The sequence below is a fragment of the Amycolatopsis sp. WAC 01416 genome (genome assembly GCF_003947485.1).
In the GTDB taxonomy this organism is placed as follows: Bacteria; Actinomycetota; Actinomycetes; order Mycobacteriales; family Pseudonocardiaceae; genus Amycolatopsis.
In genome coordinates this window covers 638,714-660,488 of sequence record NZ_QHHX01000002.1, presented here as the reverse complement: position 1 = coordinate 660,488, position 21,775 = coordinate 638,714, and the positions used below count along the sequence as shown (strand labels likewise).

The following is a 21,775-nucleotide window of genomic DNA, read 5'->3' as shown; positions in this document are numbered from 1 at the left end:
CCATCCTATGCTCCGGTTAGGAAAGCCTAACCGCACAGAAAGAGTGACCCATGACCCCACCCCGGCGCGCAGTTCTCGCCCTCGCCGTGACAGCCTGCCTGGCACTCTCCGCATGCGGTGGCGGTGAACAGGAAGCCGCTTCCACCGGCACCGGCCAAAGTGGATTCCCGCGAACCGTCGAACACGTGATGGGGTCGACCCAGATCGAGAAGCAGCCCGCCACCGTCGCGGCGCTCGACTCGAGCTACGTCGACGCCACGCTGGCGCTCGAGACGAAACTGGTGGCGTACACCAAATATCGCAACTACGACAAGCTGCCGGACTACCTTGGCGACGACCGCAAGTACGCCGAGGGCGCCAAGGAGATCGGCGCACTCGAGAGCCCGGACATCGAGCAGCTGTACGACATCAAGCCGGATCTGATCGTTTCCGCGAAGGTGCGGCACGAGAAGTTCTACGCGGAGTTCAGCAAGGTCGCACCCACGGTGTTCAGCCAGACCACCGGGGCCACCTGGAAGGACAACGTCCGGATGCTCGGCAAGGCGTTGGGCAAGGAAGCCTTGGCGGAGCAGAAGATCAAGTCCTACGAGGAGCGGGCCCGCAAGGTCGGTGACGCGGTGAAGGCGAAGCTCGGCAAGCCGGTGACAGCCTCCGTGGTCCGCTTCATCGAAGGGGAGCCGACGGTGCGGCTCTACAGCACCGCGTCGTTCCCCGGGAGCGTGATGGCCGACGCCGGGATCCAGCGTCCCGCGGGCCAGCCGGACAACAAGACGAAGATCTCCAACGACCTGAGCCAGGAGGAGATCGGGAAGCTCGACGCCGAGGCGATCTTCATCGCGAGCTACACCGATGAGACCAAGCAGGCCGAGAACCCCATGACGAAGTTCCAGTCGAACCCGCTTTGGGGCACCCTCAAGGGAAAGAAGATCGACGTCAACGACACCACGTGGTTCACATCGGTGAGCCTGCAGGGTGCGAACGCCATGCTCGACGACATCGCCAAGCAGTTCGGCGTGGACTCGTTCCGGAGCTGATGCCGTCCTCTTTGGACGGTGCCGTCACAGCCAGCGCGGGAGCGTGGGCACGGCACCGTCCAAAGAGGAACCATCGCCGCGACCGGTGACCCAGGCCAATACCTCGCCGCGGGTCCCGGTCAACGTCGTCAACTCCCCTTCGCTCATCCGCCACTCGTGGCGATACCCGTTCTCTTCGGCGGCGACCAGGAGCACGGCGGGCAGTTCGCCGCCGTACATCCCGATGGCGTTGCCGACGACGGTGTCGAACTCGTCGCCGAGCAGATCGGCGACGCGGGCGAAGTCGTAGCCGAAGTCGAGATCGGCGAGATGGATCGACGTTTCGGAGAGCCGGAGCCAGAGCACGAACTCCGCCGAGATGTCACGTCCTTGCCTGGCGCGCACCCGGGCCTGCCACGCGCCGTCCGGCAGGCTTTCCGCGACCTCGACCAAACGCGCGGCGGAGCCGACGACGTCCTCGGCGATCTCCTCGACGGACCGGTACGCACCCTTCTCGATGTCGTGGTCCCTGACCGACTCACCAGCGTACATCGGCGTCTCGACACCCGATTTCGCCCAGGTGAGCAGGTTGACCAGGCCGTCTGCGTTCCGCGCCAGGTGGGACAGCAGATGCGCTCGCGTCCAGCCGGGCAGCGCGCTGGGGCCGCGCACGGCCTCCTCGTCGATCCCGCGCACGACGCGCTCCCACTCGTCATGGAGGGCGCGGACGCGGTTCAGCAGGGCGTGTGCGCGTTCGGAAGCTGTCACATCTTCGAATCTACCGTCAGGCGAAGCCTGTCCGTTGAGGGTGGCGGCGGGGTGGGGTCCGGGCTAGCGCCGAAGCGCCGCGGGCGCGTCCGCCGGAACCGACGGGTTCTTCGGTGCGATCGGTTCGAGCCGCGCGTACGGCGAGTCCTGTGACGGCCTGCTGTCCCGCTCGCCCTTGTTGGGCCAGAACGAGAAGGCCCGCTCGGCCTGCGCGGTGATCGTCAGCGAGGGGTTCACGCCGAGGTTCGCCGTGATCGCCGAACCATCCACAATGGACAGGCCGGGGTAGTTGAAGACGCGGTGGTACGGGTCGATCACGCCGTTGTCGGGCGACGTGCCGATGGGGGCGCCGCCGATGAAATGCGCCGTCAGCGGGATGTCGAAGATCTCGCCCCAGGTGCCGCCCGCCATCCCGCCGATGCGCTCGGCGGTGCGAAGGTTGGCCTCGTGCCCCGTGGGGATGAAGCTGGGGTTCGGCTCGCCGTGGCCCTGTTTGGAGGTGTACTTGCGGCGGCCGAAGAGCCCGCGTTTGGTGTACGTGGTGATGGAGTTGTCGAGGCTCTGCATCACCAGCAGGATCACCGTGCGCTCGCTCCAGCGGTAGCCGTTGAGCAGCTTCACGGTCTGGACCGGGTGCTTGACCATGAAGTTCACGGCCTGACGCCAGCGCGGCACCGTCGAATCGCCTTCGGTGGCGATGGTCTGGAGCAGGCTCATCGCGTTGCTGCCCTTGCCGTAGCGGACAGGCTCGATATGCGTGTTGTCGTCGGGATGGATCGACGACGTGATCGCGACGCCGCGGCTGAAGTTCCGTTCCTCGTCGACCGAGGTGCGGGCGGCGCCGATGATGGCCTCGGAGTTGGTGCGGGTCAGTTCGCCGAGGCGCGGCGAGAGCTTCGGCAGCTTGGCGGTGTCACGCATGCCGTGGAGCAGGTTCTGCGTGCCCCAGGTGCCGGCGGCGAGCACCACCTGCGCGGCGGTGAGCTTGTGCCGGAACTTGCGCGAGGTGGTCCCGGTCTTCCTGATGCTCACCTCGTACCCACCTGCGTTTAGCGGGCTAATCGCGCTCACGGTGGTGAGCGGGATGACCTTCGCGCCGTCCTTCTCCGCGAGGTACAGGTAGTTCTTGACCAGCGTGTTCTTGGCGCCGACGCGGCAGCCGGTCATACAGGCGCCGCATTCGGTACAGCCGGTGCGCGCCGGGCCCGCGCCGCCGAAGTACGGATCCTCGGCGCGCTCCCCCGGCTTGCCGAAGTACACGCCGACCGGCGTCGGGTGGTACGAGTCCGCGACGCCCATGTCCTCGGCGACGCCCTTCATCACGACGTCCGACGGCGTGACGCTGGGGTTGGTGACGACCCCGAGCATGCGGCTGGCCTGGTCGTAATGCGGGCCGAGCTCGGACTCCCAGTCGGTGATGTGGGACCACTGCGGGTCGACGTAGAACGGCTTCAACGGGCGGTACAGCGTGTTCGCGTAGACCAGCGAGCCGCCGCCGACGCCCGCGCCGGCGAGCACCATGACGTCCTTGAGCATGTGGATGCGCTGGATGCCGAAGCAGCCGACCTGAGGCGCCCAGACGTAGCGGCGAAGGTCCCAGGACGTCTTCGCGAACTCGTCGTCGGCGAAGCGGCGGCCCGCCTCGATGACGGCGACGCGGTAGCCCTTCTCGGTCAGGCGAAGGGCGGCGACACTCCCGCCGAACCCGGAGCCGACGACGATCACGTCGTAGTCGAAGTCGCCTTCAGTGGTGGTGTTACTGGCAGTCACACCTTGGACTGTAACCTCGGCCACCACTTCTGACCAGAGGTAAGTTACCGGCCAGTTACCTTCCACCCGGATGCGCGAACGCGGCTGAGGCATCATCGATCGGTGGATACGGATACCCCGGTGACGATCGACCTGACGCGTGACGAGCGCACGGTACTGCGCTGTGGCCTGGCGGAATGGGGTGGACCGGCCGCCTGCACCGACGACCTCGCCGTCGCGATGGGCTTCAAGGACGTGCCCGACCTCTTCGAGCAGGCGCGAAGGTTGCGCGCGGCGCTGGCCGACGAAGAACCGCTACGCGCCTCGGAATGGCGCAAGAGCCTGATCGCCACGGAGATCGTGTTCGCCAGCGACGTCTTCGGCTCCGGTATGGACTGGTCGATCACCACCGGCTTCGCGGACGACGAAACCCTCCCGATCCTGCGGGACCTCCAGCGAAAGATCGCCCGAGCGCTCGGCTCGGCCCACTACCGCCCCCGGCCGCCAGAGCGCCTTTAGCGGGCTAAACGTGACACAGGAGGGACGCCTGGGGCTGCTGTGACTCCTGGGGCACGTGAGCGCAAAGCGGCCCGGATCGCGTTTAGCGGGCTAAACGCGATCCGGGCCGGGGAGCGAGCGTCAGCGGCGAACGGTCAGGCCGACCCGCTGAAACTCCTTCAGGTCCGAGTAGCCCGTCTTCGCCATCGCGCGGCGAAGCGCGCCGAAGAGGTTCACGACGCCCTCAGCGTCCGAGGACGGCCCGAAGAGCAGCGTCTTCAGGTCGACGGCGTAGTCCGGCCCCAGCGCCACGCGCGAACGCGGCAGCGACGGGTGCGCGGCCGCCGACGTCCAGTACAGCCCCTGCCCCGGCGCCTCTGAGGCGGCGGCCAGCGGCGCGCCCAGCATGACCGCGTCGGCACCGCAGGCGATGGCCTTGGCGATGTCACCGGACACGCTCATCCCGCCGTCGGCGAGCACATGGACGTACCGGCCGCCGGTCTCGTCGAGGTAGTCGCGGCGCGCGGCCGCGGCGTCGACGATCGCGGTCGCCATCGGCGTCCCGATCCCGAGCACGCTGTCGGTGCTCGTCACGCCGCGGCTGGCCCCGTGGCCGACGATGACGCCCGCCGCGCCGGTGCGCATCAGGTGCATCGCGGTGCGGTAGTCGCTGACGCCGCCCGCGATCACCGGGACGTCGAGCCGTCCGATGAAGTCCTTCAGGTTCAGCGGCTCGACGTCACGCTGGACGTGCTCCGCGGAGATGATCGTGCCCTGCACGACCAGGATCTCGACACCCGCCGCGAGCAGGTCCGGCGTGAGCTCGGCGGCGTGCTGCGGGCTGACCCGCGCGGCCACCGTGACCCCGGACTCGCGGACGGTCTTGATCGCCTCGGACAGCAGGTCCAGCCGGATCGGGGCGGAGTGCAGTTCCTGCAGCTCACGCACGATCGCGGTCGGGTCCTCGGTGTCCTCGGCCGCCCGGACGAGGCGGAAGATCGCGTCCTCGACGTTCGGGTGCCGCGCCCACAGCCCTTCGGCGTTGAGGACGCCAAGCCCGCCGAGCTCGCCGACGGCCACCGCGGTTCCCGGCGACACGATCGCGTCGGTGGGGTGGGTGACCAGCGGCAGCTCGAAGCGGTACGCGTCGATCTGCCAGGCGGTGGACACGACCGACGACGACCTGGTGCGCCGCGACGGCACGATCTCCACGTCATCGAGGTCATACGCCCGCCGCGCGGTGCGGCCCATGCCGATCTCGACCAGATCCCGCACGTCAAGTCCCTTCTCACCGACGACCGTTACACCCCATTGTCGCTAGGCCGCGTGGGTGACCTGCGCACGGGGCACCCGAACCGGGCCCGAAGTCACACCGGCCCCACGTGCCCCACCTGTTTCACGTTTAGCCCGCTAAAGGCGCTCGGGTGGGGCACGTGGGGCTCGAGGGTCAGAAGGAGACCTTCTCCACGGAGTCGGTCCGGAGGACGGATTCCTGCGAGAAGGCCTTCTTGTAGTCGGTCCGGATCTCTTCGATCTCGCGGTTCGCCTCGCGGTCGGTGAACGGGTACACGACGATGATCACCTTCGACCTCTCCCGCGAGATCACCCCGTCCGAACCGCGCCACTGGCCGCGCCCGGTCAGCTCGGTGAACCCGTCCGGGAACCTCGGCGTGACGGCCTTGTCGGTGAACGCGGCGAACTCGGCGTCGGTCAGCTCCCCGCCGCCCGGCTTCGTCGTCCCGAAGTACAGCTCGGTGCGCTTCCACAGCTCACCCGGTGACGCCTGGAGAGCGGCGGCCTCGGGTGCGGAAGGCGCCGCGGAAGCGGTGGGGACGGCGGAAGCCGCCACCCCGCCGCCGAGCCCGAGGGCCGCGGCGGCGAAGCCGGCGAGCGCGGTGCGCCGCGAAGTAAAGGACATCGGTTCCTCCCAGGGAGACTTGATCAGCGGACCAAGTCTCCCGAGAACGGAACCGAACGCGTAAGCGTCCTAAAGGGCGGACTACCGGGTGGTGTAGTTCGGCGCCTCGACGGTCATCGTGATGTCGTGCGGGTGGCTCTCCTTGAGCCCCGCCGCGGTGATCCGCACCAGCTGCGCCTCCTGCAGCTCGGGGATCGTCGACGCACCCGCGTAACCCATGCCGGACCGCAGCCCGCCCACCAGCTGATGGACGACGTTCGCGAGCGGCCCGCGGAACGGGATCCGCCCCTCGATGCCCTCGGGGACCAGCTTGTCCTCACTCAGCACATCGTCCTGGGCGTAGCGGTCCTTCGAGTAGGACTTCGCCTGGCCGCGCGACTGCATGGCGCCCAGCGAGCCCATCCCGCGATAGGTCTTGAACTGCTTGCCGTTGACCAGGATCAGGTCACCGGGCGATTCGGCGGTGCCCGCGAGCAGGCTGCCGAGCATCACGGTGGACGCGCCGGACGCGATCGCCTTCGCGATGTCGCCCGAGTATTGGATGCCGCCGTCGCCGATCACCGGGATCCCGGCCGGGCGCGCCGCCTGGTCGGCCTCGTAGATCGCGGAAATCTGCGGCACGCCGACCCCGGCGACGATGCGGGTGGTGCAGATGGAACCGGGGCCGACGCCGACCTTGATCCCGTCCGCGCCCGCCTCCACCAGCGCCTGCGCGCCGGCCCGGGTCGCGACGTTGCCGCCGACGATGTCGACGGTGTCGCCCAGTTCCTTCTTCAGCAGCGCGACGGTCTCGACGACGGCGCGCGAGTGCCCGTGCGCGGTGTCCACCATCAGCACGTCGACCCCGGCGTCGGCCAGCGCCATCGCGCGCTTGTGGCCGTCCGGGCCGACGCCGACTGCGGCACCGACGATCAGGCGGCCGTTGGTGTCCTTGGAGGCGTTGGGGTACTGCTCGGTCTTGACGAAGTCCTTGACCGTGATCAGCCCGCGCAGTTTGCCTGCCCCGTCGACGATCGGCAGCTTCTCGATCTTGTGGCGGCGCAGCAAGCCGAGCGCGGCCTCCGCGGTGACGCCGACCTGCGCGGTGACCAGCGGCGGCTTCGTCATCACCTCGTGCACCGGGCGGGTGTGGTCGACCTCGAACCGCATGTCGCGGTTGGTGATGATGCCCACCAGGTTTCCGGCCGCGTCCGTCACCGGCACACCGGAGATCCGGAACCGCGCGCACAGCGCGTCGACCTCGGCGAGGGTGTCCTCGGGCGAGCACGTGACCGGGTCGGTCACCATGCCGGCCTCGGAACGCTTCACGACCTCGACGGCGGCGGCCTGGTCGTCGATCGGCAGGTTGCGCTGCAGCACGCCCATTCCGCCCTGGCGCGCCATCGCGATCGCCATCCGGCCTTCGGTGACCGTGTCCATGGCGGCGGAGACCAGCGGGATGTTCAGGGTGACGTTGCGGGAGAGCCGGGTGCGGGTGCTGACCGCACTGGGCACCACGTCGGACTCGGCCGGCAGCAGCAGCACGTCGTCGAAGGTCAGCCCGAGCATGGCGAACTTGCTCGGGACGGGGGCAGTGACGCTGTCGCTGGTCATAGCAGGCGAACGGCCTTCCTAGCGGTGACTAATGGGGGCCGCCGTGGCTGTTGGCATCACGGCGAGGGCCTGCCCCTCATGATATCCGGGCCGGGCGGCCGCCCGGCCCGGGTGGGCGCCCGGTAGCGTGCAGGCGTGCCGCAAGATGCGTTGCCCCCAGACCCGTTCGCGGATGACCCGGACGACCCGGCCCGCGCGTTCATCGACGACGCTGACCGGCTCGACGAGCCGATCAGCGACGACGAGCGCACCGAGTTGCTGGCCGATCTCTCCGATCTCGCCGTCTACCAGGCGCTTCTCGAACCGCGCGGAGTACGCGGGATCGTGGTCGACTGCGGTGAATGCGACGAACCCCACTACCACGACTGGCATCTGCTGCGCGCCAGTCTCGAGCAGCTGCTCGCCGACGGCCGGATGCGGCCGCACGAGCCCGCGTTCGATCCGAACCCCGGTGACTACGTGAGCTGGGACTACTGCCGCGGGTTCGCGGACGGTGTCACCGCCAACGAGAGCGCCTACTGATCGCGTTTAGCCCGCTAAAGTCGCTCGACTTTAGCGGGCTAAACGCGATCTGAGCCGCATAACGAAAGGGCCTGGTGAGAGCGATCTCACCAGGCCCTTCGGCGTCTTCGGGGTGCTACGTCGTCTCGCCCGCGGCGGGCGCCTGCGCTCCGGCACCGGGTGTCGGCTCGTTCCGCGAGCCACCGGGATCGTTCCCCGAGGCCGGCGGTGTCGTCGACGTCGTGGGGGGCGGCGGTTCGCTGGACGAGGTCGGCGGAGTCGGCGAAGGAGTCGTGGTGCCCGGCAGACTCGTGCCGGGGTTGCCGCCTCCTGGCAGCGACGTCGGCGGGGCGGTCGGCTGCGGGCTGGGCGGAGGCGTGGTCGTGACCGGAGTCTGCGACGGTGACTGCTGATCCGGCGGCAGCGGCTGCTGCCCGGGGTTCTGCAGCTGAGCACTCAACTGGCGGTGCTGTTCGAGCAGCTGGTCGCGGTTTTCTTCGTCGGTCACCTGGCTCAGCGCGGCCTGTGCCTCGTCGAGCGCCTTGCGCGCGTCGTCGAGACGTCCACCGGCGAGCGCTAGGTTCGCCTTTTCGAGATCGAGTTTGGCCGCCGCGGCGGCCTCGACCGACCGGGCGTGGTCGGCGTAAAGCACCTTGGTCAGTCCCCAGAGCGTGTCACCAGGCTGCGCGTCCTTCGCGGCGAGACCGGTACCGGCGAAGGCGATGGCCAGGACGGCCGCGGCGGCGGCCACCGGGACCAGCAGCCGGCGTCTTCCCCCGTGTTTGCGGGCGAGCGCGGCGGTCTTCACAGTGACGACGGCGGTGTCGACGTCGACGAGTTCCGCGAGCGGTTCGCTGTCGATGTCACGCCGCCAGGCCAGCAGCAGCGCGTTCAGCTCCTGATCGCCGAGGTCGTCGGCCATCTTCGGATCCGAGCCACCAAGGGCGTCGAGCAGCGCGTCATCGGCCTGGACGGCCGACAGATCAGCAGCGAACTCTGCTTCCGAGGGCGTCAGCCCTCTTTCGAAAGCCGTCAGTTCACGATCGGTCTCGGGGGAGAACCGATGGTCGCGATCGGTCACTCAGATCACCTCCTCAGCGGCCAGAACCTTACGTAGGCGCGCGAGGGCGCGATGCTGAGCCACCCGGACGGCGCCGGGAGTGGACCCCACGGCATCGGCCGTCTCTTCGGCGGACAATCCCACGACCACCCGCAGGACCACGATCTCACGCTGTTTGTCGGGAAGTACGCGCAGCAGCTGCGACATGCGCTCGTTCAGCTCGCCCTGGAGGGCACGCTGCTCGGGGCCGACGCCGCCCTCGATCTCGTCGGGGACTTCGGCGACCGGCTCGGCACGGTTGCGGGCCGCGGCGCGATGCGCGTCGGCCACCTTGTGCTGGGCGATCCCGTAGACGAAGGCCAGGAACGGGCGGCCCTGATCACGGTACGAAGGCAATGCCGTGAGCACCGCGAGACACACCTCCTGAGCAACGTCGTCTGCGGAAGCGAACGAACGCTCCTGCCTGCCAACCCGAGCGCGGCAGTACCGCACTACCAAAGGACGGATGGCCGCCAGCAACCGCTCGACCGCTTGAGGATCACCCTCAACAGCAGCGGCGACCGGCTCATCCAGTCCGTCCCCCACATTGGCCATCGCAGACAACAGTCCCAGTGTTACGTATAGGCGTGCAAAGAGTCCGGCGTGTGACTTCGGAGACCACTACCGGTGACAGCTACCGTACCGCCCGGGCCCGCCGCCTTCGCTGACGGCCGTCATCGGCGCGGCGCCCTTCCGGCGAGCGCGCTGAACCCGGGTCTTCCTGGTCCCCTTCGCTCGTAGTCGAACTTTCAACGAGCCGGAACGCAGTGGGGTACGACGGTCCACCCTGAGGCGGACACGCTCGGGCCAGGGTGCCCGAGCGGTGAGGATAAATGCGCCAAGCGTGACGGGGAACACAGGTACGGGCCAGGGGTACACCCCCGGCCCGTTCGTCACCCGTTGTGCAATCTCAGCAATGAAAACAAGAAAGCGTTGTCAGGAAACAAGTCCACGGCGGAATCCGTGGGCGACCGCCTGTGCGCGGTCCCGAACGCCGAGTTTGCGGAACAAGCGGCGCGCGTGGGTCTTCACGGTGTCTTCGGACAGGTACAGCTCGCGGCCGATCTGTCCGTTGCTCTTGCCCTGACTCATCCCACGGAGCACCTGAAGCTCGCGCTCGGTGAGCTGAACGCCGGGGTCGGACGGCTGACGCGGCGCCGGCACCGAGGTGCTGGCGAGCGTGTGAGCCAGTGCGGCGACCAGCTCGGGACGCGAGGCGTCCCAGCGCAGGTAGCCGCGGGCACCGCCGGCGATGGCCGCGGCGATGCTGCCCGCGTCGTCCGGGGCGCCGAACACGATCACGTTCGCTTGGGGGTTCGCCGAGACGAGCCGCCGGGTGGCTTCGACGCCAGTCGGGACAGCGCGCTGGGTTCCGACCAGCACGACGTCGACCGGCTGACGGGAGTACCGGGCCAGCAGCTCGTCACCGTGCGCTACGCAGTCGATGCGACTGACCCCTGGGACCGCGGACATCACTCGAGTGAGCCCTTCGCGGACACTGCGTCGGTCGTCGCAGATCAAGACCGTCGTCACGGGGTTTCCTTCCTGCAGCCGGGTGACATTCCACTTCCCCTATCGGACGCTTTAGCCCGAACCTTGACACGATCCGGTGGCTTTTTTTGAAAGTTCTTAGCCCGGTTGCCGGAATGGGCCCTCCAACAGGCTAGACGCCCTCAGCGGGGGACCCACGGAGATTCCCGTGCGAGCCGCCTCCCGCAAGGATCTGCGTGCCGTAACACTGCGTGCAACAGTTCGGCCCCTCTGAATCGATACTCATCGGCGTGTCCTGCCGAGAAGTCGGCCGACACCAGGCATGCCACCCACAGAAGTGAATTGAATTCGTATCTCTCGGCGGTTTCGCGAGCGCTCTCGACCAGCACTTTCGCGCGGTCCCGCTCAGCGGAACCGGCATTCACGATCGTCACCCCGAGTACAAGCTGTGATTTGACGACGTGCCGGGACGCGCCCCTCGCTCGCGCCGTTTCCAGCGCCATTTCCGCAGGTGCGATCCCCGCATGGGAAATGTTACTTGCCAGTTCGATTTCCGCGCCCACCCAACCGGCCCTGGTCCGGGTCCGCCAGTCGCCGGTGTGCGCGCCCGCACGGGCCAGCAGCCGGCGGGCGGCGGTCAGCCTGCCGCGCCCGAGATTGTCGGCCGCGAGACCCAGGAGCGCGTCCGCCCGCGCTCCCTCGGCGTCCAGACCGTCGGGGTCTGGTTCACCTCCTGGCTCCGAGATCGCCAGCGCGAGCGCTTCACCGTCGAGGACGAGCGCCGCCGCGTGCCCGCCCAGCTGCCGTCGATGCGACGCCAGCGTGCTCGCGGCCAGCGACGCGACCACCGGATCCTTGCCCGCGCGCAAACCGTTCAGCAGCGTGGCCGCCGCCGCGTACCGGCCGCGGCCACCGAGCCCGATCGCGGCCAGCAGCCGTCCGCGAGGCGACGCGGGCACCGCGAAGGAGTTCGGCGGCACGCCGTCGCCGAACGCGGCGGACCGCAAGGACGCTTCCATACGTCCTTTCTATCGCCTCGCACCGACAAGAACGTGCTCGATCCGGTCCGCGGCGGTCGTCAGTTCGCCGAGCAGTTCGATCTTGTCCGGGAGCGCGGCGGGATCCCAGCCCGGACCGCAGGCGAACATCCTGCTGCGCTGACGGCCGCGCGAGACCCTGGCGAACAGGCGCGGATCCGCGGTCGCACGCCGTCCGGACCACAGCACGACCGCGGCCGGGACACTGCGGCGGACCGTCACCGCGAGCACCTCCGCGGGCAGGGAGGCGCCGAACAGCTGGGCACCGATCCGGCGTCCCGCGAGCGCCGCGGCGAGCGCGTACATGGGCAGGTTGTCACGCTCGTCCGGCACGCAGGTCAGCAGGACCGGCCGCTGGTTACGTGGCTCGCGGAGCACCGGCGTCGCGCGGACGAGGGCGGCGTACACGCACTCGGCGAGCAGGTACTCGACCTCCGCGCCGGCACTGACACCGCGCCAGCGCGCGCCGAGCGCTGTCAGGACCGGCGACACGACGCCGGTCCAGGCGGGCAGCACACCGAGTTCGCGGATCGTGTCGGCGAGCATGCGCTGCACCGCGCCGAAGTCCATCGCGAGCGCGGCCGTGCTCAACCGCCTGGCGAGCCGGGACGGGACGTCGTGATCCTCGGCGGGCGGCGCGGCGGCCCGCTCCTCCACTTGGACCACGGCGGTCTCCGGAGGCTCCGTAGCTGTCCGGGGCATCTGCTCAAGCGCGTACTTCGCCGCTTCGGCCGTCGAGGCGCCGCGGAGCAACGCGCGCTGCATCAGTTCGAGACGGCCGATGTCGGAGCTGCCGTAGCGGCGGTGGCGGCCGTTGGTGTGGCGACTCGGTCCTACGCCGTATCTGCGGTCCCAGGTGCGCAGGGTGGACGGTGCGACCCCGAGCCGGCGAGCGACCGAGGCCACCGGCAGGGTGGGTTCTTCACTGCTGATCCGAGATCCCACTCGACCCAATATCCAGGCAGGCAGGGACCGGGGCAACCGGAACGGAAAGTACCGCTCACACATCCGGGGGATGCCTAACGGCTGAATCGTCTTGAATCTCTTGAACAAGTATTGGCGCGCTTCTAACGTTACCGCCGTTGCACCGAATGGAGTATCCGCAGCGCAGCAGAGCAGGTAAACGCTTCGACCGGATGACGGAGGCGGTCAGGATGGCGGACACACGCAGGCTCCCGGGGCCCAACGCGGATGTATGGGACTGGCAGCTCGAAGGGTCGTGCCGAGGCATGGACAGCGCGTCCTTCTTTCACCCTGACGGCGAGCGCGGGCCTGCCAGAGCCCGCCGCGAGGCGAGGGCCAAAGCCGTGTGCCTGGCCTGTCCGGTACTGGCCATGTGCCGGAACCACGCGCTCGCCGTGCACGAGCCGTACGGGATCTGGGGCGGACTGTCGGAATCGGAACGCGAGCACATCATCAAGGCGGACAAGCGCACATTGAGCATGTCGAACGGCTGATCCGGCCGAGTCGGCGACGCGGAAGGGCGGCATCCGGGTGGGGTGCCGCCCTTCCGCGTCTCCGGGCACCGGAGCGCGGTTAGCCCGCTAAAGTCGCTCCGGCCGGGCCTGAGTGCCCACGTCGCCGGATCGCGTTTAGGGGGCTAAACGCGCTCTGTCCGGCCGCCGCGTCGCCGGCCAGCGGATCGCGGTTAGCCCGCTAAAGTCGCTCCGCCCGCGGTCACGCTCACCTGCCGGCGGATCGCGATTAGCCCCCTAAAGTCGCTCCGACAAGGAGCCCGGGACAGCAAAACGGGGCGGCACTCCGGAGGGAGTACCGCCCCGCTTCGAGGGGTGGAACTAGTGCGCGTGGCCGTGACCGGCCGCGGCGGGCTCCTCCTCGACCGGCTTCTCGACGATGGAGCTCTCCGTCGTGAGCACGAGCCGGGCGATGGAAGCGGCGTTCGCCACCGCGGACCGGGTCACCTTGACCGGGTCGACGATGCCGGCGGCCAGCAGGTCGGTGAGCTCACCGGTGGCGGCGTTGAAGCCGTGTCCCCAGCTCTGCTCCTGAACCTTGTTCACGATGACCGCACCCTCGTGGCCCGCGTTGGTCGCGATCCAGAACAGCGGGGCGGACAGCGCGTCGCGGACGATGCGCACACCGGTCGCTTCGTCGCCCTCGAGGCCGAGGCCGCCGTCGAGCTCCTTGACCGCGTGCACGAGCGCCGAGCCACCGCCGGGCAGGATGCCCTCTTCGACGGCCGCCTTGGTCGAAGCCACGGCGTCCTCGATGCGGTGCTTCCGCTCGTTCAGCTCGGTCTCGGTGGCCGCGCCGACCTTGATCACCGCGACACCGCCGCCGAGCTTCGCCAGCCGCTCCTGCAGCTTTTCGCGGTCCCAGTCGGAGTCGGTGTTCTCGATCTCCTTGCGGATCTGCGAAACGCGCCCGGCGATGTCGTCCTTGGTGCCGGCACCGTCGACGAGCGTGGTGTCGTCCTTGGTGACGACGATCCGGCGGGCGTTGCCCAGCTGGGCGAGCGTGGTCTCGGACAGCTTGTGCCCGATCTCGGCCGAGATGACCTCGCCGCCCGTGACGACCGCGAGGTCGTCCAGGAACGCCTTGCGGCGGTCACCGAAGAACGGCGCCTTGACCGCGACGGCGGTGATCGTCTTGCGCAGCGAGTTCACCACGAGGGTCGACAGCGCTTCGCCGTCGACGTCCTCGGCGATGATCAGCAGCGGCTTCTTGGCCTCGACGACCTTCTCCAGCACCGGGAGCAGGTCGGCCAGCGCCGAGATCTTCTCGCGGACGATCAGGATGTAGGCGTCCTCGAGGATCGCCTTCTGCTCCTCCGGGTTGGTCGCGAAGTGCGCCGACAGGAAACCCTTGTCGAACTGCACACCCTCGGTGATCACGAGTTCGGTCGCCAGCGTGGACGACTCCTCGATCGTGATGACACCGTCTTCGCCGACCCGCTCGACGGCCTCGCCGAGCAGGGCGCCGATGGCCGCGTCACGCGAGGTGACGGTACCGACCTGGGCGATGTTGTCGCGGCCCTTGACCGGGGTCGCCTTCTCCTTGAGCACCGCGATGACCTTCTCCGCGGCGGCCTCGATGCCGCGGCCGACCGCGGTCGGGTTGGCACCGGCGGCGACGTTGCGCAGGCCGACCTTCACCAGCGACTGCGCGAGCACGGTCGCGGTCGTGGTGCCGTCACCGGCGACGTCGTTGGTCTTGGTGGCGACGCTCTTGGCGAGCTGGGCGCCGAGGTTCTCGAACGGGTCGTCGAGCTCGATCTCACGAGCGACGGTGACGCCGTCGAGGGTGATGGTCGGGCCACCGAACTTCTTGTCGAGTACGACGTGGCGACCGCGCGGGCCGAGGGTGACCTTGACCGCGTCGGCGAGCTTGTTCACCCCGCGCTCGAGCGCGCGACGAGCGTCCTCGTCGAAACTGATCTGCTTGGGCATGGCGTGTTCCGCTTACCTTCCAGTTCTAAAGCTCGGAAAACACGAACGCCCCGTTCCCCGGCAATGCGGGGCCCGGGGCGTCATGCGCTGAGAGCGGACGTCAGTTGATGACGGCCAGCACGTCGCGGGCGGAGAGGATCAAGTAGTCCTCGCCGTTGTACTTCACTTCGGTGCCGCCGTACTTGGAGTAGATGACGACGTCGCCGACGGAAACGTCGAGCGGGACACGGTTGCCCTTGTCGTCGATGCGGCCCGGGCCCACGGCCAGAACCTTGCCCTCCTGGGGCTTCTCCTTGGCGGTGTCGGGGATGACGAGGCCGGAAGCGGTCGTCTCCTCGGCCTCACTCGTCTGGACAACGATCTTGTCCTCGAGCGGCTTGATGTTCACGCTCACCGGGTTGACCTCCACGGTCGTCGAAAGCGTTGGCAGGATGAGTTACGGCTCCTACCACCCCCGCCGTCGCGGGTGCCGGGGCGTGTTCGGGCCGTGCAATTAGCACTCTAGCCATGTGAGTGCCAGCTTCGCAAGGAGGGTCCTCTCACGTTGCTTCCGAGCTCCTGACCGGCCCTTTTGCTCCGCCGGACCACGACGGATCGCGTTTAGCCCGCTAAACGCAAGTCGGCCAGGTCCGTCACCAGGGCGTCCGGGCTGAGAGCGGCGAGGGCCCTGCGCTTCGCCTGCGTCGTCGCGAGAGCGATCGAAGCGACGCCGGCGGCGCGAGCGGCCAGGATGTCCGCGGCCGAGTCGCCGACCATGACGCACTGCCGAGGTGAAGTGCCGAGAGCCCTTACCGCGGCATCGAGCAGCATCGGCTGCGGCTTCAACCGCGCGGGGTCGCTCGTCGTCCGCGCGCTGATCCCGCGAACCTGCTCGGCGAGTTCGTGCAGCGAGAGGAACGACCGGATCGCGTCGACGGAGTTGTTGCTGACGATCGTCACCGTGAACCCCTGCGCGACCCACTCGCGAAGGACTTCCGCGACGCCGGGCGCCGGCGAGATCAGCGCGACGGCCTCCCCTTCCAAGCGGCTGAGCTGCCGCTCGACGACATGCGCGGTGTTCGGACCGCACGAGGCCGCGTATCGGAGCACGTCGAACGGATCGGCGGAGGCGTTCACGTCCGCGGGCAGATCGGGTCCGACGAGACGCTTGAGCCTGTCCGCCACCTCGCTCGACGGCAACCTGGCGAACACGTCGCACACTGGACCGTCGAAATCGAGGAAGACATGGTCCTTCTCCTGCAGAAGCTCCTCCACCCCAGCCATGCCCCCATCCTGCCACCGGAGCGCGTTTAGCCCCCTAAACGCGATCTGGAGGGACCTTACGGAGCAGGCCGCTTTCTGGTTAGGTTCCGACCATTGGGGTCGGTCCTGTTCAGCAGACCTAGTCACTGGGGGTTTACGCCCATGCCGCGTCCCTTCCGTCCTATCGCCCTCGAACCGCTCCGGCGCCGGTCCAAACGGACCGCCGGACTCGCGGTCCTCGCCCTCGCCGCCGGCCTTCTCGCCGCCGTCCCCGCCGAAGCCGCCCCTGCGGATCAGCAGCGTCAGCGGGACTTCGCGGCCGCCGCGCAGGAGTTCGGCGTTCCGGAGAACGTCCTTCTCGGCGTGTCGTTCCTGGAGTCGCGCTGGGATTTCAACGCCGGCACTCCGAGCACGTCCGCCGGTTACGGCCCGATGCACCTGACCGACCTGCGCGAAGCGGGCACGGGCACGCATCACGACGAAGGTGAGGAGGATCCGCGCGGAGACGACGCCCGCCGCGCGAAACTCCCGGTGACACCTGCGCCGAAGCCTCCCCCACCCGGCCTCCAGACCATCGACGAAGCGGCCTCGCTGATCGGGCAGGACGTCGCGACGCTGCGCACGAACACCACCCAGAACATCCGCGGTGGCGCTGCTCTGCTGGCGAAGTACCAGCACGAAACCGGCGACTGGAAGGCTGCCGTCGCGCGCTACAGCGGCGCGAAGGACGCGGCGGGAGCGCAGTCCTTCGCCGACGAAGTCTTCGACACCATCTCCAAGGGCGTCAGCCGGACGACCGACGACGGTCAGAACGTCACCCTCGCCGCGACGCCGACGAGCCCCGCGCGCGCCCAGGCCGAGAACCCGAAGACGGAGTGCCCGAAGACGGTCTCGTGCCTTTCGGTGCCGGCGCCGTACCAGGAGTTGCCGGACAACGACTACGGCAACCACGACAAGGCGGACCGGCCGAAGAGCCAGAAGGTCGAATACATCATCATCCACGACACCGAGGGCTACTGGGACACGGCGATGGACCTTGTCACCGACCCGACGTACGTGAGCTGGCACTACACGATCCGCTCGTCCGACGGCCAGATCGCGCAGCACGTGCCGACCAAGGACGTCGCCTGGCACGCCGGCAACTGGTACGTGAACGCGAAGTCCGTCGGCATCGAGCACGAGGGCTTCGCCGCGAAGGGCACTTGGTACACGGAGGCGATGTACCGCACCTCCGCGAAGCTCGTCGGCTACCTCGCGCGGAAGTACGACATCCCGCTCGACCGCGCGCACATCCTCGGCCACGACAACGTCCCGGGCACGATCCCCTCGACCATCAAGGGCATGCACTGGGATCCGGGCCCGTACTGGGACTGGGCGCACTACTTCGACCTGATGGGCGCGCCGCTGTCCGGTTTCGGCCGTCCCGGTTCGCCACTGGTGACCATCACGCCGGACTTCGCCACGAACCAGCCCGCCTTCACGGGCTGTGAGACCGCCGGAAAGCCTTGCCCGGCAAGGGGTTCCGGTTCGGTCGTGCTGCGTAGCGAGCCGACCGACTCGGCGCCGCTGCTCAAGGACATCGGCCTGCGCCCGGACGGTTCGGCGAGCACGATGGCCGTCTCCGACATCGGCAGCCGGGCGGAGACCGGCCAGCGGTACGTGGTCGCGGAGCGGCGTGACGGCTGGACGGCGATCTGGTACCTCGGCCAGAAGGGCTGGTTCCGCGACCAGCGCACGACGAGCCCGGCGTTCGGCCTGGTCGTCACGCCGAAGCCCGGACTGGCGACCGTGCCGGTCTTCGGGCGCGCGTATCCGGAGGCGGAGGCGTACCCGGCGAACGTGCCGGTGCAGCAGGTCGTCCCGCTGCCGTACACGTTCTCGGCCGGGCAGCGGTACTCGCTCGGGAACATGCTCGGCTCCGAGTACTACTCGGCGACGACGTTCGACCCGGCGAACCACGTGGTCGTCAAGGGCAAGACCAGGTACGTCCAGATCCAGTTCGGACACCGGATCGCCTTCGTGAAGGCGGACGACGTCCGCATCCTCCCCGCCGCCTGACCCTCGCGCGGATCGCGTTTAGCCCGCTGAACGCGATCCGCGCGGAGCGGGTCAGGAGTCCAGCGCGACCTTGACCCCGGGGGCGTGCTCGGTGTTCCGCCGCGTCTTCGACCAGCCGTTGCGGCCGCGCACCAGCCGGAACAGCGCCCGCCACGACGTGATGTAGAACGTGTAGATGTACAGCGCGTAGGCGAAGCCCATCCCGAGCCCGCGCAGGAGATTGCGGCTCTTCAGGCATTTGAACTCGTAGATCGGGCCCCACACGATGAAGGGCAGCAGCCCGAACGAGCCGTAGATGGCGAACAGGATCCACGCGCCGTCGTCGGCGAACCACGTCCACATCCGCGCCGGATCCCCCGCCGTGGTGAACAGCAGCAGGATGAACGGGATCGGGTACAGCAGCGAGCCGAGCAGCTGCATCCACGGCTGCGCAAGGTAGTACATCATCTCCGCCGCGCCCAGCGTGCTCACATGCGGCGAATCCCAGATCCGCCGGAGATACCGCGAGCACTGCATCGTGCCCTGGCCCCAGCGGGTGCGCTGCACCAGGAATCGCCGCAGGCTGTACAGGCCTTCCTGCTGCACATGGGAGTCCGGCGTGTACCCGGTCCGCCAGCCCGCGGTCAGCAGGTGCACGCCGAGTTCGAAGTCCTCCAGCAGCGAACCGCGCCACGGCTGCCCGTCCTCGCCCGCGATCGAGTCCAATGCGGACAGTCGCGTGAACTGGCCGTTGCCGCCCATGGAGATCGTGCCGGTGAACCCGCGCGAGGTCTGGATCGCCGCGATGGCCGTACGGAACTCGAGATCCTGCATCTGGGCGAGCTTCAGCCCGAAGGCGCGCGAGAACCAGTTCTTCCCCGGCGGGCGGGTGCCGGCGTTGCCCATCCGGACGTCGAGTTGCACCGCGCCGATCGTCTCGTCGCCGAAGAGATGGTCCGCGGCGCACACTTCGAGGCAGTTCTCCGCCGGACGGCCGTCGGCGTCGACGACCACGACGACGACGTCGTCACGGCTCGCGTCCGGGCCCATCCAGTCGTTGAGCGCCTGGTAGGCGGCGTTGAGCGCGTCTCCCTTGCCCGTCCTCGCCTCCGGACGGCGCCGGGGAACGAGGTGCAGGTACGGGTCGTAGCCACCGTTGCGCCGCCAGATCGACCTGACCACGCGGGCCGTGCGGTCCTCGGAGTCGTCGTCCACGACCCAGACGTGCGCGTGCCGGAACGTCGAACGCAGGTACCGCACCGTTTCGCGGATGACGGTCTGTTCGTCCCGGCACGGGACGAAGAAGTGCCAGGTGAAGTCGGCGGCGTCACCGACGGGCGCGGGTTTGCGCCGCAGGTACGGCACGACGATCACGACCACGTACACGATGAACGCGACGCTCATGGTGAGCGCGAAAGCCTGCGTGATCGCGAGCAGGATCTTGATCGAGCCGCCGCCCATCAGGCGGTCCCGCGCTCGGCCCGCGGCTTGCGGGTGCTCAGCCAGACGAACAGCACGAGGGCGACCGCGCCGCCGATGACACTGACCATCGAGCCGAGCAGAGTGTGCCCCCAGTAATAACCTTCGTCGATTCCCATCATGTTCACGAGCCCCACGATCGCCAAAACCCTCATCTGATTGACAAGAATGACGACGATCGCGGAAATCGCCAACGAAGAGAACAGCCTCTTCGCATTTTTGGGACGGAAATACAACATGACGGCGGTCACCAGCAACAGGGGTAGCAACATGAATGCCGAAGAGCATTCCGGCGTCATTCTTAACCCGAGTGGAGTATCGCCGGACAACCCAAAGTAGACCGTTTCGCGTTCACCGGCGACAAAGACACCCGATGTGGTGATAACCCTCAGTATCAGCCCGGAAAGCTGCACTTCGAACACCCGGTACAGACGTTCGGCCAGCACCAGGCCGACCGCGACAGCGATCACCGCCAGCACCGCCATACGCAGCGGAAACCGGCTGGAACTCGGTAAAGGAGTGCTCGCAACGGCCACGGTGACCCTCTCAGGAAAGGCGCAGCAGACGACGGGATTCGGCGAAGCGGACAGAGACCTCGCCGACGAGAGTAAGACAGCGAGAACCGGCCCTTCCGACCGGGGTTCACGTTTCGAACGTGATCAAGAGCCCTTTCGGCACGATCGTGGAGAAACTGACTAGGCCGAAAGGGTGACACCTTCGGCGACCTGCGATAAATGGCCGCAAGACCACCTGATCCGGTGATCCTCGCAGTTTTCCGTTCAATTTGGGAAACACTCGGCGATAGACGATCCGCGAGCCGAGTCAGGCCAGTTGAGGATTCGTCCGCGACGGTTGTGCCCGAGTGCCGACCGCAGTTGAGAGAAACCCCCACGAATCAATTCGGAGGACCAGTTGAAGAACACGCACCTCTTGCGACGAGGCGGATTGCTCGCCGCTGTGGTGGCGAGCGTGGCTCTCGCCGGTGCGGCGCCCGCCTCGGCGGCCCCCGGTGACGGCTCCGCGTATGGCGTCAAGGTCGATGTGAAGCTCCTCGGCCTCGACGCGGTGAAGGCCGGGCCGCTCGCCGAGGCGAAGACCTCCGGGCCGACCGCCAACAGCCTCGCGAAGGTCGACCTCACCGGTGTACTCACCGCGGGCGCCATCAACACCGAAGCCAGACGTGACGACAACTCCGGTGCGGTGACGGCTAAGGCGAGCACCGCCGATGTCGGCCTGCCGCTGCTCAAAGGCGCGCTCGGCAATGTCGGCATCAAGGTCGTCGAGGCCACCTGCACCGCGACCCAGAAGGGTGTGCAGGGCGCGACGAACCTCGTCGGCGCGAACCTCGGCAGCGCGGGGACCGTCGACTCGACGCCCGCACCGAACACGCAGATCAAGGTCGGTCTCGGCACCGTCAACGTCGCGACGATCATCCTGAACGAGCAGATCAAGAACAGCGACGGCAGCCTCACGGTCAACGCCGTCCACGTGAAGCTGCTCGGCGATGCCCTCACCCCGCTCGGTTCCGGCGACGTGATCGTCTCGTCGGCCACCTGCGGTCCGGCGGGCCTGCCCGTGCCGCTCGCTTCGGGCGCGGGGCTGTGGATCGGTCTCGGCCTGCTCGGTGCCGTCGCCGTCCCGGTCGGTATCCGCGTCGTTCGCAACCGGCGTCCGGCGACCACCGCCTGACCAGGGTGAAGTGAGGTCGAAATGTACAAGTTGCCTGGCGCCGGAGTCGGCGTCGCCGGTGGCGGGGTGGGTGCCCTCGCCGCCACCGGGGCCGATGTCGGCTGGTGGCTGGCCGTCGGGGTGATCCTGCTGGTTCTCGGAACCATCGCGGTCATCGCCGGCTACCGCCGCACGAAACGGCTCGGCGAAATGGGGAGCTGACGCTTCCCGGACGGACCGGCCGCCGGCGTGTGCCCCTCGTGCGCCGGCGG

The 21,775-nt window shown here is 68.4% G+C and carries 22 protein-coding genes; 7 read left to right on the top strand and 15 right to left on the bottom strand.

From position 1 onward, the window contains the following. Positions 1-50 precede the first annotated feature (50 nt). Positions 51-1,034 carry an ABC transporter substrate-binding protein gene (locus DL990_RS07510; RefSeq protein ID WP_199746248.1) on the top strand — a complete coding sequence of 328 codons (984 nt, stop codon included), beginning with the start codon at positions 51-53 and terminating at the stop codon, positions 1,032-1,034. A 24-nt stretch (positions 1,035-1,058) separates the two neighbouring features. Here the strand turns inward: DL990_RS07510 and DL990_RS07505 are convergent, their stop codons facing one another. Both DL990_RS07505 and DL990_RS07500 read right to left on the bottom strand, forming a co-directional pair. Then, on the bottom strand, positions 1,059-1,781 hold the full coding sequence (locus DL990_RS07505; protein ID WP_125798232.1) for a maleylpyruvate isomerase N-terminal domain-containing protein: 723 nt from the start codon (positions 1,779-1,781) through the stop codon (positions 1,059-1,061). 63 nt (positions 1,782-1,844) lie between these two features. Then, the gene (locus DL990_RS07500; RefSeq protein WP_125798231.1) at positions 1,845-3,551 is read right to left on the bottom strand and encodes a GMC oxidoreductase; all 1,707 of its coding nucleotides are present in this window, start codon (positions 3,549-3,551) and stop codon (positions 1,845-1,847) included. 102 nt (positions 3,552-3,653) lie between these two features. Between DL990_RS07500 and DL990_RS07495 the strand changes: the two genes are divergently transcribed. Then, positions 3,654-4,049, top strand: a complete 396-nt coding sequence (locus DL990_RS07495) for a hypothetical protein (RefSeq protein WP_233620413.1) — start codon at positions 3,654-3,656, stop codon at positions 4,047-4,049. A 120-nt stretch (positions 4,050-4,169) separates the two neighbouring features. Here the strand turns inward: DL990_RS07495 and DL990_RS07490 are convergent, their stop codons facing one another. The 3 genes from DL990_RS07490 to guaB form a co-directional block, all read right to left on the bottom strand. Continuing rightward, complete coding sequence (locus tag DL990_RS07490) at positions 4,170-5,303, bottom strand: GuaB3 family IMP dehydrogenase-related protein (protein WP_125788875.1); 1,134 nt, start codon at positions 5,301-5,303, stop codon at positions 4,170-4,172. 172 nt (positions 5,304-5,475) lie between these two features. After that, positions 5,476-5,946: a DUF3574 domain-containing protein gene (locus DL990_RS07485; protein ID WP_125798230.1), complete on the bottom strand. Its 471-nt coding sequence runs from the start codon at positions 5,944-5,946 to the stop codon at positions 5,476-5,478. A gap of 81 nt (positions 5,947-6,027) precedes the next feature. Then, complete coding sequence (guaB, locus tag DL990_RS07480) at positions 6,028-7,539, bottom strand: IMP dehydrogenase (protein WP_125788873.1); 1,512 nt, start codon at positions 7,537-7,539, stop codon at positions 6,028-6,030. 135 nt (positions 7,540-7,674) lie between these two features. On the opposite strand from guaB, the gene DL990_RS07475 reads away from it, so the two are divergent. Then, positions 7,675-8,061: a DUF5319 domain-containing protein gene (locus DL990_RS07475; RefSeq protein WP_125788872.1), complete on the top strand. Its 387-nt coding sequence runs from the start codon at positions 7,675-7,677 to the stop codon at positions 8,059-8,061. Positions 8,062-8,176: 115 nt separating this feature from the next. Here DL990_RS07475 and DL990_RS07470 read toward each other — a convergent pair whose 3' ends face one another. From DL990_RS07470 to DL990_RS07450, 5 genes are all read right to left on the bottom strand, one after another. Further along, positions 8,177-9,121 (bottom strand): anti-sigma-D factor RsdA, encoded by a 945-nt coding sequence (locus DL990_RS07470; protein ID WP_199746247.1) that lies wholly within the window; start codon positions 9,119-9,121, stop codon positions 8,177-8,179. Further along, positions 9,122-9,694 carry a sigma-70 family RNA polymerase sigma factor gene (locus tag DL990_RS07465; protein ID WP_125789073.1) on the bottom strand — a complete coding sequence of 191 codons (573 nt, stop codon included), beginning with the start codon at positions 9,692-9,694 and terminating at the stop codon, positions 9,122-9,124. A 381-nt stretch (positions 9,695-10,075) separates the two neighbouring features. Beyond that, positions 10,076-10,672: a response regulator transcription factor gene (locus DL990_RS07460; RefSeq protein WP_003073605.1), complete on the bottom strand. Its 597-nt coding sequence runs from the start codon at positions 10,670-10,672 to the stop codon at positions 10,076-10,078. A gap of 140 nt (positions 10,673-10,812) precedes the next feature. Beyond that, positions 10,813-11,649 carry a hypothetical protein gene (locus tag DL990_RS07455; protein ID WP_125798229.1) on the bottom strand — a complete coding sequence of 279 codons (837 nt, stop codon included), beginning with the start codon at positions 11,647-11,649 and terminating at the stop codon, positions 10,813-10,815. A gap of 9 nt (positions 11,650-11,658) precedes the next feature. Further along, complete coding sequence (locus DL990_RS07450) at positions 11,659-12,573, bottom strand: MerR family transcriptional regulator (protein ID WP_370451283.1); 915 nt, start codon at positions 12,571-12,573, stop codon at positions 11,659-11,661. Between the two features lie 248 nt (positions 12,574-12,821). On the opposite strand from DL990_RS07450, the gene DL990_RS07445 reads away from it, so the two are divergent. Beyond that, positions 12,822-13,124 (top strand): WhiB family transcriptional regulator, encoded by a 303-nt coding sequence (locus DL990_RS07445; protein WP_037335869.1) that lies wholly within the window; start codon positions 12,822-12,824, stop codon positions 13,122-13,124. A 339-nt stretch (positions 13,125-13,463) separates the two neighbouring features. On the opposite strand, the gene groL is transcribed toward DL990_RS07445, so the two are convergent. From groL to DL990_RS07430, 3 genes are all read right to left on the bottom strand, one after another. Then, positions 13,464-15,077: a chaperonin GroEL gene (groL, locus tag DL990_RS07440; RefSeq protein WP_125788869.1), complete on the bottom strand. Its 1,614-nt coding sequence runs from the start codon at positions 15,075-15,077 to the stop codon at positions 13,464-13,466. A 100-nt stretch (positions 15,078-15,177) separates the two neighbouring features. Beyond that, positions 15,178-15,471 carry a co-chaperone GroES gene (groES, locus tag DL990_RS07435; protein WP_007031106.1) on the bottom strand — a complete coding sequence of 98 codons (294 nt, stop codon included), beginning with the start codon at positions 15,469-15,471 and terminating at the stop codon, positions 15,178-15,180. A 206-nt stretch (positions 15,472-15,677) separates the two neighbouring features. Further along, positions 15,678-16,340, bottom strand: a complete 663-nt coding sequence (locus DL990_RS07430; RefSeq protein ID WP_125798227.1) for an HAD family hydrolase — start codon at positions 16,338-16,340, stop codon at positions 15,678-15,680. Between the two features lie 141 nt (positions 16,341-16,481). Between DL990_RS07430 and DL990_RS07425 the strand changes: the two genes are divergently transcribed. Further along, entirely contained in the window at positions 16,482-18,377 is a 1,896-nt protein-coding gene (locus tag DL990_RS07425; RefSeq protein WP_125798226.1) for an N-acetylmuramoyl-L-alanine amidase, read from the top strand. Positions 18,378-18,428: 51 nt separating this feature from the next. On the opposite strand, the gene DL990_RS07420 is transcribed toward DL990_RS07425, so the two are convergent. Further along, positions 18,429-19,817, bottom strand: coding sequence for a glycosyltransferase (locus DL990_RS07420; RefSeq protein ID WP_125798225.1), 1,389 nt, complete (start codon positions 19,815-19,817; stop codon positions 18,429-18,431). Continuing rightward, positions 19,817-20,320: an exosortase P gene (gene xrtP / locus DL990_RS07415; protein WP_125788865.1), complete on the bottom strand. Its 504-nt coding sequence runs from the start codon at positions 20,318-20,320 to the stop codon at positions 19,817-19,819. The genes DL990_RS07420 and xrtP overlap by 1 nt, the downstream gene beginning before the upstream one ends. 427 nt (positions 20,321-20,747) lie before the next feature. Between xrtP and DL990_RS07410 the strand changes: the two genes are divergently transcribed. Then, complete coding sequence (locus tag DL990_RS07410) at positions 20,748-21,524, top strand: choice-of-anchor P family protein (protein WP_125788864.1); 777 nt, start codon at positions 20,748-20,750, stop codon at positions 21,522-21,524. A 21-nt stretch (positions 21,525-21,545) separates the two neighbouring features. Then, on the top strand, positions 21,546-21,725 hold the full coding sequence (locus DL990_RS07405) for an LPXTG cell wall anchor domain-containing protein (protein ID WP_007031099.1): 180 nt from the start codon (positions 21,546-21,548) through the stop codon (positions 21,723-21,725). Positions 21,726-21,775: the final 50 nt, after the last annotated feature.

Bases quoted from the DNA above. Each gene is read 5' to 3' on its own strand.
- DL990_RS07510 (WP_199746248.1), top strand. From the start codon at position 51: ATGACCCCACCCCGGCGCGCAGTTCTCGCCCTCGCCGTGACAGCCTGC.
- DL990_RS07485 (WP_125798230.1), bottom strand. From the start codon at position 5,946: ATGTCCTTTACTTCGCGGCGCACCGCGCTCGCCGGCTTCGCCGCCGCG.
- guaB (WP_125788873.1), bottom strand. From the start codon at position 7,539: ATGACCAGCGACAGCGTCACTGCCCCCGTCCCGAGCAAGTTCGCCATG.
- DL990_RS07465 (WP_125789073.1), bottom strand. From the start codon at position 9,694: ATGGCCAATGTGGGGGACGGACTGGATGAGCCGGTCGCCGCTGCTGTT.
- DL990_RS07455 (WP_125798229.1), bottom strand. From the start codon at position 11,649: ATGGAAGCGTCCTTGCGGTCCGCCGCGTTCGGCGACGGCGTGCCGCCG.
- DL990_RS07445 (WP_037335869.1), top strand. From the start codon at position 12,822: ATGGCGGACACACGCAGGCTCCCGGGGCCCAACGCGGATGTATGGGAC.
- groL (WP_125788869.1), bottom strand. From the start codon at position 15,077: ATGCCCAAGCAGATCAGTTTCGACGAGGACGCTCGTCGCGCGCTCGAG.
- DL990_RS07430 (WP_125798227.1), bottom strand. From the start codon at position 16,340: ATGGCTGGGGTGGAGGAGCTTCTGCAGGAGAAGGACCATGTCTTCCTC.
- DL990_RS07425 (WP_125798226.1), top strand. From the start codon at position 16,482: ATGCCGCGTCCCTTCCGTCCTATCGCCCTCGAACCGCTCCGGCGCCGG.
- DL990_RS07420 (WP_125798225.1), bottom strand. From the start codon at position 19,817: ATGGGCGGCGGCTCGATCAAGATCCTGCTCGCGATCACGCAGGCTTTC.
- xrtP (WP_125788865.1), bottom strand. From the start codon at position 20,320: ATGGCGGTGCTGGCGGTGATCGCTGTCGCGGTCGGCCTGGTGCTGGCC.
- DL990_RS07405 (WP_007031099.1), top strand. From the start codon at position 21,546: ATGTACAAGTTGCCTGGCGCCGGAGTCGGCGTCGCCGGTGGCGGGGTG.